This is a genomic window from Thermanaeromonas sp. DSM 22490 (assembly GCF_056378755.1).
In genome coordinates this window covers 25,566-36,773 of the sequence record NZ_JBJHHE010000022.1, presented here as the reverse complement: position 1 = coordinate 36,773, position 11,208 = coordinate 25,566, and the positions used below count along the sequence as shown (strand labels likewise).

Genomic DNA, 11,208 nt, shown 5'->3' with positions numbered 1-11,208 from the left:
CTAATTTCTGTTAAACAGTTTTTGGGCATAGAAGTTCTTATCCCTAAATAAATGGGTATTGGTCAACAGTCTCCTAGCGTGACCAGGGTGGCGCCGGAGACCAGGTAAGAGCTACCATCGGAGAGTTTGACTGAACCCCGCTCCCCATCCCAACCGGCCAGCACCCCGCTTTTTTCTTCCACCGCCGGAGCCACATCCACCCGCCAGGCAATATTGCCGCCGGGGTCCAGCACCACCCGGACCCAATCGCCAGGGCTAAGATTTTCCGGGCCCGCGGCCAGGCCCCACCGGTAGACTTCAGTGGCCTTGGTCAGGTTAAGGAGGTAAAACCGGTTCTGGCTATCAATAAAATAGAAAAGGTTGCGCTCCCGGCTCAAGTAAATTATCCGGCCATAGAGGACGCGGCTGTAAGCTTTAAGAGCTATAACCTTGTCTCCCCCGGGCAGGGTTAAGGCTTGCACCCAGTCCCCCGGTTTAAGGTTGCTCAAATCTGCTTTTTGGCCGTCCCGGTAAAGGGGGGCGCCGGGAAAGAGTTCCAGCACCGCGCCTGTTTCTAAGGTAAGGCGTCCAACGGCAGGGTAAACCGCCGTTATACGCCCCACCGCCAGGTCTCTCTTGACCGCCAGGTAAACCACTTGCCCGCTGCGCGAGGATATAGCCAAACGCACCGCCAGCCCCGGCCATATTTGGTCCATTTCCGCCTTGTCCGCCGCTCCGAAGGGAAGGTCGGCCAGGCAAGAGTGTTGTAAGCTGTCGGCAAAGGAGACGGCCGCTCTAGGGTCCAGCTGGTAGGGCTGGCTTTCTCCCCAAAGCCACATCTTTTTCTCCAGCAGGTCCACTTTCCACACAAACCCTTCTTTTACCAGGGCCTTGGCCGACAGATACCAGAGGGTACCTGTGGAGGGATTTAAGGTAGCCGCAACATCTATACCGGGAGGTAAGTTCTCCAGCAGTGAGGGCCGGCCGTCCAGGAAAACATTATCATGGGCTTCCGGATTTAAATAAAAGCCCCCCTCCCGGGCTGCCCGGCTGATCTCCACCAACATACCCCCGCGGGAAGTGGTCAAGGGTTGCAGGCCGGCTGCTTCCCAGGTAGCCCCGACTACATAAAGGGTCCGGGTGCCCAGATACAGGTCAGCCCCCGGGAGGAGGTGCTCTTTGTCCGCCGGTACTACCTCCCCGTCCACCACGTTCTTAATCCCCGCGGCCGGCCATTCTATTTCCCGGCCGCCGCTTAAGACTATTCTCCCGCTTGGAGAGAAGCCGGCCAGTATAGCGCGGGGCAGAGGCTGGCCATAGGCCAGGGCGAAATCCTGACGCATGAGGCGAGAACCGGATACAGCCCCTTCCCTGATAGTCGCCGCCGTCACTTTTATAGTGTAGCGCCCGGGTAGCGGTTGTTTTATGTAAACCTGTTCCACATTATTAAGGCGGTCGGGCTTACCGCTGGCAGCCGGGTCATTGCCCAGATATTCCCGGCCATCTGGGGCCACCACCATCAGGTCCAGGTCATTCACCAGGGCGGGGCTGGCATCCGGTGGGGCAGGAGGGTCGGTCCAGACCAGGGTAACTTTAAGGGGCACTTCCGGATTGTTTACTTCCCAAGAGAAGATGACCGCCTCCCCGGAGGCCAGGCCCGGGGTTTCTTCGGCCAACCTCATGGCGCCCTCTTCCAGGGATAAGACGGTGCCCGCCAGGTCCAGGATGCCCCAGGCGCTCCCGGGCGCCTGGGAAGTTGAAGTGGTAGCCGGCCGGGCGCCGTTTATAAGGGCTGCTTTGAGGAGGGCAGCAGAAGGCTCCCGGTACCCTTTCTCTTGCAGGTACTGGCGCAGGAGGGTAGCCGCTCCCCCGGCCACCGCTGCAGCCTGGCTGGTGCCGCTCTGGAGGCTGTAATCGGGGTAGACGGGAAAATTGCCCTCCACCAGGCGCGAGCGAGGACCAACCAGGCCCGTACCCGGGGCCAGAAGGTCGGGCTTAAGGCGGCCATCGCCGGCCGGACCCCGGCTGGAAAAGGAGGCGGTCTCCCGGACGTCCTGGGCATCGGGGCTTAAGGCCGGCCGGACCGATTGAGACGCTCCTACCACCAGGGCGTTTTTGCTGTTGGCCTCGGCGGTTAAAGTGCCCTGTAGGGGACCGCTGTTGCCCGCGCCGAAGACGGGAAGAAAATCTGGATGGGAGCGCACAAAAGCATCTATCTGGCGGCTGGTGGTGGTGTAGGCGTTGGCACCCCCGCCCCAGCCGTCCACGTGAATGCGCACCCCAGCAGCGTAGGCCGGACGGAAGAGGTTTTCCAGCTCGGAAGGCACTGTCAGATTCCCTCCGCTATCCAGAAGGGCCTGAAAGTAGAGGCTGGCTTCCGGAGCAATACCGCGATATTTGCCCCCGGAGGCCGCGCCCGTCCCCACCAGTATGCCGGCCAGGTGAGTACCATGGCCCAGAGGGTCGTCGGGTACACTACGGCCGGCCCAGCTCTTGAGCATGACCACTTTGGGCAACTGGCCCGGGCTGCTCTTAAGATCGGGATGGATATCATCGGTCCTACCTGTATCCAGGCCGCTATCGGCCAGACCTATAATCTGTCCCCGGCCGGTCAGCCCCCCGGGCACCACAAATCCGGGCGCTGCCAGGGCTTGGGAACCGATGACCCTCGCGGCACGGTCGCTTAAAAAGGATGTATCGGAAGAAGAGGTATGTAGGCGCAAAAGCAAAGTTAAAAGAAAAAGGGCCGCCAGGATAAGGGCTGGTCTTGTCCCCCGGCCCGGACGCAGCCGTGACTTCATGGTACGCCTCCTTATGGTTCGTACGCCTCCTTGTGGTTCCTGCCGGACCACGCCAGCAACTCCTGAGTTATCCCCACTTTAGACTGGGCCTTGCGGGTTTCGAGCTCGCTCTTTTCTGGCGTATCCCTAGTTTTGCTCCCAGGCCTGCTCGGCTTACGCTCGCCAAGGCCTCCCTCGCGGGCAGGACTTTTGCTCGGGTTTAGTCGCTCGCTTCCAAGCCTAAGCAGGCCTCCCTAGCAAAAACTGGGGATAAGTCAGCGCTCCTTTAAAGCCTGTCGCCATACACCCCATATAAATTTCGGAAGGGCCATTATTCTTTTGGCCCTTTTAGGGTCCTTTAGCACGCGATACAGCCATTCCATTCCTTTGCGCTGCATCCATAGAGGAGCGCGCCTGACTTCGCCGGCCAGGACATCCAGAGTGCCGCCCACACCCATGGCCACCGGAATCCCTAATTCTTCCAGGTGCCGGGCAATCCAGTACTCCTGCTTGGGAGCTCCCAGAGCCACTAAAAGAATATCCGGCCGCATGGTCTTCAGCCGGGCGAGCAAATCCTTTTCTTCCGCAGGAGTGAGGTATCCATGGGCCGTGCCGGAAATTTTTAAACCCGGGTAGCGACTTAGCAGCCTGGCTCTGGCCTCTTCCGCTACCCCAGGCGCAGCGCCATAAAAAAACAGGCGCCAGCCCTTTTCCGCCGCCCTGGCCGCCAGGGCCTCCACCAGATCGACACCCGTCACCCTTTCTGCCACGGGTGCTCCTAAAAAGCGGGCAGCCCAGACAATGCCGGCGCCATCGGGGGTGACCAGGCTGGCCCGGTTGATGATCTCCAAAAGCTCCGGGTCGCGGGAAGCCCGGTAAGCCATTTCGGCATTTAGAGTGACGATATGGTGGGGAGTACCGGAGGCGATGAATTCTTCTATAAGCTCTACGGCCTCGGCCAGGGTGGGACCGTCAACCCGGCATCCCAGTACCCGGCGCTCTCGTTTCCCCGGCCCTTGCCGGGTGATGGTCTTTGACATGTTGCTCGTGCAAGCCTCCCCGCAGGTGGACTTCTCGGGCTGGCAAGCCAGAGAGCTATCTGCTCTTCTTTTTTAAAGAAGGGATCTCAGCCAATACGGTCGCCAGCTTCTGCTGGTCGGCCACCCAGTAGCTGATGCCCTTAATGTATTGGCCTTCGCCCGGAACGAGATGGCCCACTATCATACTGCTATCTATATCTTTTAAAAACAGCGCCAGGGCGAGCATCTCTTTGGTAGTGAGATTGGTCTTCACATATTTGCTGAGGTCGCTCACCAGGCGAGGAATTTTGGGGATGGTGCTCAGCTTCAAAACCTGGTCCAGCATAGCTTTTAAGAATTTCTGCTGACGTCCAATGCGGGTGATGTCTCCTTCCGGGTCGTTGCGGAAGCGGACATAACTCAGAGCATCGTGCCCGTTTAAATGCTGGTACCCGGGTTTAAGGTTGATGCCTTCCTCGGGATAATACATGCGCTTGTCAACATCGATATAGACTCCTCCCAGGGTGTCCACTATCTTCTCAAAACCCTGAAAATCTACTTCCACGTACTTGCTGACCCTGCTGCCTAGAAAGGTATTGATGGTTTCCATGAGGAGTTCCGGCCCTCCTAAGGCGTGGGCGGCGTTGATCTTGTCAGACCCATAGCCGGGAATACGCACATAGGTATCCCTGGGTACGGATAAAATATCCACTCGGCGGCTGGCCTCATCCAAAAAGGCCAGCATAATAGTATCTGAACGGGAGGGCTCGTTATCTTTCCTGGCGTCTATACCTATAAGGAGAACAGCCGGGGGCAGAGCCGTCCGGGCCTCTTCGGGGTTGGTACCGGTCTCGCCCATGGCTACCGGCTGGCCCAGCCAGTAAGCAGCCAACTGATAGCCGGCCAAGCCGAAGCCGGTAAAAGTTATAAGGCTTAAAAAAAGAAAAAGAACCACCTTAAAAAAGAGGTTTCCCCTTTTAGCCGGACGTACCCGGGCTTGAGCCTCTCCCCAGAATTCTCTCTCGCTATACTGTGTCTCACCCATTCTAAAAGCCTCCTACGGTAGGCTCAGGGCCTTGCTGGCAACTCGTATCAATCGGTCCTAGAGCTGAGTTAAAAAAAGGTACTGGGAGCCGTCTGGTGATTAATTGAATAAAGTAATAGTGATGGCCCTGGCAGTTTCATCCCACCGGACCTCGGCCCCTAGTCCCTGGCTAACTACTCGCAGAGGCACCATGGTAGTCCCGTTTACCAGTCGCGGTGCTGCAGGCAGGTCCTGCACCGAGCCGTTGATAGTGGCCTTAAGGGAGCCAATTTTTAATATGACGGTCCGGGAACCCAGTATATAGCTTACACCCTGGGCCTGTCCATCATAGTTAACTGTAGCTCCTAAAGCTTCTCCCACAAAACGAAAGGGTACCATGGAAGTGCCGGTGGCTGCATCCTGGTACGGTGCCACCGGTAGCTGAACTGGTATACCGTTGACAAAGGCCGTTTTGCTCCCGATGGTCAATATCACCTGCTTCATCCTGGCGCTGGGAAGTTCCGAAATCTTTTTCTTAAGGGCGGCCAGTTCCTGCTCCAGGCTGTTGAGGCGGGCCTGGGCCTGGTCCAGAGCCTCTTGCAATTTCTGTACCTTTTCATTTACATACTGGTCTACATAAGATTTAGTCACCAGGGGGTCCTCGCTGCTGCCGGGAAGCGGACCACCGGCTTGTACTTCGCGGCCGCTAAAATAACCGGCCAATAGATAACCCCCAAGGCATAAAACCAAGGCCGCCGCAAGGACTAAGGTTAAGCGTCTGAGCTTAGCTTTGTCTCGCACCAGTTGCGCAGCAGACGCGCTGCTCCCTCCTTTCTCCGCAAACTAATTCTCACTTCGACATAAAAGCCCATATTCCTCCTGCCTTAAAATGGTAGCAAGTAAATAGAACAAACGTGGAAAGCAAATTATTCACACTTTTTTATCAAGAAATAATTCACAAAGTCTAGGCGGTTATGTTATAATAAGGGGGAAAGAAAAAAGACATACTTAATATTAAACAATTGGTGAAAGGAGGCCTTTAAATGAAGGACATCCAGCGCAGTCTCCTCCGTGAAAGAAGAGCGCTATTAGATCAATGGGTACATGCTTCGCCTCGCGACCGGGCCGAGATCCTTGTCCGCATTATGGATATTGATGAACAGATTGAAGTCGGAAAGATCAAGCAGCCCCGGTTGCCGAAAAAGAAAGTGGTCTAGAGGGACAGCGCGGACACAAGAGCAGCTTCCTGGTTTTACCCAGGGCTGCTCTTTATTTTTGCCCCAGCCTGGAGGACGGAAGACCAGCAGGTCCCGGCCTCTGTTGTTTACATAATATGCCTGGGTGCCGGCATAATCGGCCGGCTTAGGCCCTGCTGAAGCCGTACAATAGAATGTCTTTAACTGCGCTTACCATGCCTTCTACTTCCCCTGCCGCTTCTACTCCTCCTGAACCTCTTTCATGGATAAAGTGGTACCCCACGGCCCCTAATACATGTAGGATTATGGTGGCTGCCAGCCAGGGATTAATAGGCCGCATCTCTTTACCTTCTATTTTCCTGCTGATATACTCGCTCAAATGCCGTATATTTTGCTTCTTGATTTCCCAGAAAAAGCGCAGCATGTCTTCACCCAGCAAAGGATGATCGGTTAAAAGTATCTGGGCAAAATGGCGGTGCTGCTGCAGAAAATGTATGCTGTCCCTTAGGAGCTTTTCTAAAAACCTGGGCAAAGACAGGTCTTGCTGGCACATCCCTTTAAGATAACCGACATGGGTGGTGAAGAGGTGTATCACCATCTGCCGGAAAAGCTCCTTCTTGCTAGGAAAGTATTCATATATAGTCCCTTTACCTACCCCGGCCTCCAGGGCAATATCGGCCATTTTAGCCCGTTGAAAACCCCGGGCCGCGAAGACCCGAGCCGCTGCCATTAAAATCTGCTGGCGTTTATCAGTTTCCGGTTCACTTAACAATCTCCCCGGACCCCCTTAACTTATTAGCAAGTTTTAAAAAGCGGTTAAATCCCCACCCCTGCCTGGTGCCGGCGGCGGAATGGGAACCTTTGCCACAGGTCCTCGAGCACGGTATAGAGCACCGGTACCAATACCAGGGTTAATACGGTAGAGGCCAGCAGGCCGCCGCTCACGGCTGTGGCCAAAGGAGCCTCCATTTCCGACCCCTCGCCCAGTCCCAAAGCCAGGGGGACCATAGCCAGGATAGTGGTAAGAGCGGTCAAGAGAATGGGTCTTAAGCGGGTAGCCCCGGCCGTCAAAATGGCTTCTTCTCGCGGCATCCCTCGCTGGCGCAGGATATTGATGTAATCCACCAGCACGATGGCGTTGGATAGCACTATACCCGCAAGCATGATAACCCCCAAGAAGGCGGTCACGCTAAAGGTCCGGCCGGTCAACAGTAAGGCCAAAACCACTCCCGTTAAAGAGACCGGGATGGAAAACATGATTATAAAGGGGTGAAAGAGGGACTCAAACTGGGCGGCCATAATCATATAAACCAGGATGATGGCCATCACCAGGGCCACACCTAGCTGGCCGAAAGCCTCCATCATCATCTGGGTCTGGCCCATATACTCTATCTCGTACCCGGGCGGCAATTTAATCTCCGCTATTTTAGCCCTTATATCCCGCATAACATCGCCTAAGGGGCGGCCGGTTATGTTGGCCGTAACACTGGCCACCCGGTCCTGGTTATAGCGGTTTATAGCCGTAGGAGTAGTATCTATTTTGAGCTCGGCTACTTCTTTTAAAGGCACCTGCACGCCTAAAGGCGAAGAAATGGTTAAATTCTCGAGATCCGCCAGGGTTTGCCGGGAAGATATCGGGAGCTGGACGCGGACATCGTACTCCTCGCCACCTAGGCGGTAACGGGTAGCCACTTTCCCCCCTACGGCGGTGGCCACGGTGTTGCCTATTTGGGCAGTACTCAAGTTAAAGAGGGCTGCTCTTTCCCGATTGATCACCACCTCTACCTGGGGCCGGCCCTGGGTAAAGGAACTCTCCACTGCCGTAGTCCCTGGCACTCCGGCTACCATGTTGCGCACCTGTTCGGCCAGTTCTTTTAAGGTATCGAGGTCGTCGCCGTGGATGTCCACCTGCACCGGCGCCTGGCTCATGCCGCCGCTGGTTAAGCCTGAGGTAGCGGTTACTGTGATTTTAGCACCCGGGATTTTTTGGACCTTCTGACGGATGGCTGTGGCCACCTCTTCGGAACTACGTCTACGGTCCTTCAGGTCCACCAGGCTTACGTTGATGCTGGCCATTTCCGGCGTCTCACCGCCCAAAAAACTTAACCGCCCGCCGGAACCCCCCACCACTTCATAGATGCTCTTAACTTCCGGCTCTTCTTGCACCAGGGCGACTACCCGGTCCGCCACTGCCTTCGTTGCCGATAAAAGGGTGCCCTTGGGGAGTTCTACGGTAATGCTGAGGGTGCCTTCATCGGAAGGGGGGAAGAATTCCACCCCGACAGCCGGGACCAGAGCCAGGCTGCCCAGAAAGATAGCGGCCGTGATTATGAGCACCGCCGCCCGGTGCTTCAAGCACCAACCCAGGACCCGGTGGTAGAAAGCGCTTAAGCGCACCATCCAGGCGCCCGACAAGAGAGAATGCCACCAGTTGTGGGCGACCTCTTCGTCCTGGGGCAGGGGGCCCGCCAGGATACGGGCCGCCAGCATGGGGGTCACAGTTAGGGCCACGGCCAGGGAGGCCAAGAGGGAAAAGGCCACGGTCAAGGCCATGGGGGTAAAAAGCTGGGAAGCCAGGCCCTTAATAAAGGCCACCGGCAGGAAAACCGCTACTGTAGTTAAAGTGGCAGCCACTACAGCATTGGTGACTTCCCGGGTGCCGTTTATGGCCGCGGTTTCGGGTTCTTCGCCCAGCTGGCGGTGGCGGTAGATGTTGTCGAAGACCACGATAGCATCGTCCACCATACGGCCTATGCCCAGGGAGAGCCCTCCCAGGGTGATGAGATTCAAAGTCATGCGGTCAAAGTACAGGAGCACAAAGGTGGTAATTACCGACACCGGTATGGTCAACCCTATGACTAAGGTGGACCTGAAATTGCGCAAGAAAATAAGGATTAAAGCCATGGCCAGGATGCTCCCCAAGAGCATATCCCGGTAAATGCCGCTGATAGAAGCCTCGATGTACCTGGCGTTGTCTATTACCGGTTCCACTACTACGCCGGGAGGCAACTCAGAAGACATTTCTTTTATAGCTTTTTTCACCGCGCGGGAGATGGCTACGGTATTGCCTGAAGTCTGTTTTTGAATGGATAACCCTATAGAGGGTTTGCCGTCCAGCAAGGCCAGGCTGGTACGCTCCGCCTGGGCGTCACGAACCTCGGCTACATCTCCCAGGCGCACCGCTGAACCGGCCTGGGTGGTAAGGGTGACCTGCCGTATCTGGTCTAGGCTGTCAAATTCTCCGGTAACGCGGATTAAAATGTTTTTGCCCGCATCTTCCACTTTCCCCGCAGAAAAAGTGGTATTCTCTAACTGGAGAGACTGAACAATTTGATTAAGGGAGAGACCATACGCCTGCAGGCGCTCGGGGAAAACCAATACCTGGATTTCCCGCACCAGTCCGCCGGTGATGTTGACTGAGGCCACACCCTCCAGCCGTTCCAGGCGCCTTTTAACTACATTTTCCGCCAGTTCTTTAAGGCGCTGCTCATCCATCTCACCCCGCAGGGCCAGGGTCATAACCGGCATCATGTTGGGGTCCATTTTTAATACCATAGGTTTATCGGCAGCATCGGGTAGAAAGCCCTGGATGCGGTCGATCTTTTCGCGCATGTCCAGGGTGGCCAGGTCCATATTGGTACCCCATTCGAACTCGAGGACCAATACAGAGGCGCCCAACATGCTCATGGATCGTATGTTTTTTACTCCCTGGACCGTTCCCAAAATATCTTCCAGGGGTTTAGATATGGTCTTTTCTACTTCTTCCGGACCAGCTCCCGAGTAGTTAGTTACCACGGCTGCATAGGGTAAATTTAGCTCAGGCAAAAGGTCCACCGGCAGGCGGGTCAAGGCCACTGCACCCAGAAGGATAGCCACCAGAACAGCCATGATAACCGCCACAGGGCGTTTGACGGCGAGTTGTGCCCAGTTCATCCTTGCGCTCCCCCGTTTACTATTTCGACCGGTTGCCCTTCGTTTAAGAATTCCTGGCCTTTAATAACAATGGCCGCTCCCTCAGAAAGGCCTTCTTTGATCTCCACTTTCTGGCTGTCGGCCAGGCCCGTGGTGACCCGGCGACCCACGGCCCGTCCGTTTTCTACGATAAATACGATTTCCTGCCCGCCGCGGTTGACCACGGCATTCTTGGGTACCACGATGGCGTTTTCTGCCTTGAGGGTGGGATAATAAACAGTGGCCGTCATGCCCGGCTTAATATTTGTTTGCCCGAGCTGCAAGGCGGCCTTGACCGTATAGGTCTTCGTGCGCTGGTCGGCTGCCGGGCTTACGGCGCTTATTTTGCCTTTAAGTTCGGCCCCGGCTGCGGTAACCTGCACTCTAACTTCTTGTCCCTGTTTTAAATAAATAATGTCCTGCTCCGTTACTTGGAAACTGACCTCCAGATTTGCGTCTGCTACCAAAACCACGATGGGCCCCTGGGCTATTTCCCCCGGGTCCAGGAGGCGCGCGGCTACAATACCATCCACAGGAGCTTTAATATAAGTGTTGTCCAGGGCCACTTCGGCCTGGCGCAGGAGAGCCTCTGCATTGTGGCTTTGAGCGGTAGAGCCTGCCTGCTGCGCTTCTATGGCCTTAAGGCCGGCCCGCGCCGCCTCCACATGGGCCTGGCTTACTTCCCAGGCCGTCTGGGCCTGTTCTAGTTGCTGCCGGGAAGCCGCACCCGCCTCAAAGAGGGCCTTTATTCTTTCCAGGTTAGCCTTACTGTTGGCCGCATTGGCCTCCGCCTGGCGAAGGTTGGCCTCGGCCTGCTCGCGGGCCGCTTTAAGCTGCTCCTGCGCAGCCCTCGCTTGTTCCAGCCCGGCCCGCGCCTGGTCCACCCTGGCCTTTACATCATTGTTTTCCAGCTCGGCAATGATATCTCCTTTGCGCACCCTGTCCCCCACCCGCACGCGTATCGCAGATAAGCGCCCCGGCATGGTGGCCACTACATTTATCTCTTCGGCCCCCTGGATTATGCCGGTGCTGCTGGCCTCCCTTACCACGGTGCCGCGCTCAGCCCGGCCCAGTTCCACCGCCACTTTAGCCTCCTGGACTTCAGGAGCAGGCCTTTTGCCACACCCCGCCAGGAGTAGCGCAGCTAAAAATATTAAAAGAGATAATCTCCATATGGCAGAAATAGTCCCCCTCTTTAACCTCATGCAACCTTTCCCCCTCGCATTTCCCCTCGGCCCTTGTTAAATTAAGTGTTCCGA

8 protein-coding genes are annotated in these 11,208 nt (G+C 56.2%); 1 reads left to right on the top strand and 7 read right to left on the bottom strand.

Going from position 1 to position 11,208, the window contains the following annotated elements; genetic code table 11:
• Window positions 1-62 precede the first annotated feature (62 nt).
• From AC1BI1_RS12395 to AC1BI1_RS12380, 4 genes are all read right to left on the bottom strand, one after another.
• Window positions 63-2,780, bottom strand: a complete 2,718-nt coding sequence (locus AC1BI1_RS12395) for a S8 family serine peptidase (RefSeq protein ID WP_476717612.1) — start codon at window positions 2,778-2,780, stop codon at window positions 63-65.
• A gap of 254 nt (window positions 2,781-3,034) precedes the next feature.
• Entirely contained in the window at window positions 3,035-3,799 is a 765-nt protein-coding gene (locus AC1BI1_RS12390; protein WP_476717611.1) for a WecB/TagA/CpsF family glycosyltransferase, read from the bottom strand.
• 55 nt (window positions 3,800-3,854) lie between these two features.
• Complete coding sequence (locus AC1BI1_RS12385) at window positions 3,855-4,823, bottom strand: LCP family protein (RefSeq protein WP_476717610.1); 969 nt, start codon at window positions 4,821-4,823, stop codon at window positions 3,855-3,857.
• 99 nt (window positions 4,824-4,922) lie between these two features.
• Entirely contained in the window at window positions 4,923-5,525 is a 603-nt protein-coding gene (locus tag AC1BI1_RS12380; protein ID WP_476717609.1) for a copper amine oxidase N-terminal domain-containing protein, read from the bottom strand.
• A gap of 320 nt (window positions 5,526-5,845) precedes the next feature.
• On the opposite strand from AC1BI1_RS12380, the gene AC1BI1_RS12375 reads away from it, so the two are divergent.
• Window positions 5,846-6,019: a hypothetical protein gene (locus AC1BI1_RS12375; protein WP_476717608.1), complete on the top strand. Its 174-nt coding sequence runs from the start codon at window positions 5,846-5,848 to the stop codon at window positions 6,017-6,019.
• 145 nt (window positions 6,020-6,164) lie between these two features.
• Here the strand turns inward: AC1BI1_RS12375 and AC1BI1_RS12370 are convergent, their stop codons facing one another.
• The 3 genes from AC1BI1_RS12370 to AC1BI1_RS12360 are packed head-to-tail and all read right to left on the bottom strand — an operon-like array spanning window position 6,165 to window position 11,154.
• Complete coding sequence (locus AC1BI1_RS12370) at window positions 6,165-6,770, bottom strand: TetR/AcrR family transcriptional regulator (RefSeq protein ID WP_476717607.1); 606 nt, start codon at window positions 6,768-6,770, stop codon at window positions 6,165-6,167.
• 44 nt (window positions 6,771-6,814) lie between these two features.
• Window positions 6,815-9,931, bottom strand: a complete 3,117-nt coding sequence (locus tag AC1BI1_RS12365) for an efflux RND transporter permease subunit (protein ID WP_476717606.1) — start codon at window positions 9,929-9,931, stop codon at window positions 6,815-6,817.
• A complete protein-coding gene (locus AC1BI1_RS12360; protein WP_476717605.1) occupies window positions 9,928-11,154 on the bottom strand; it encodes an efflux RND transporter periplasmic adaptor subunit in 1,227 nt (408 codons plus the stop codon). The genes AC1BI1_RS12365 and AC1BI1_RS12360 overlap by 4 nt, the downstream gene beginning before the upstream one ends.
• Window positions 11,155-11,208 lie beyond the last annotated feature (54 nt).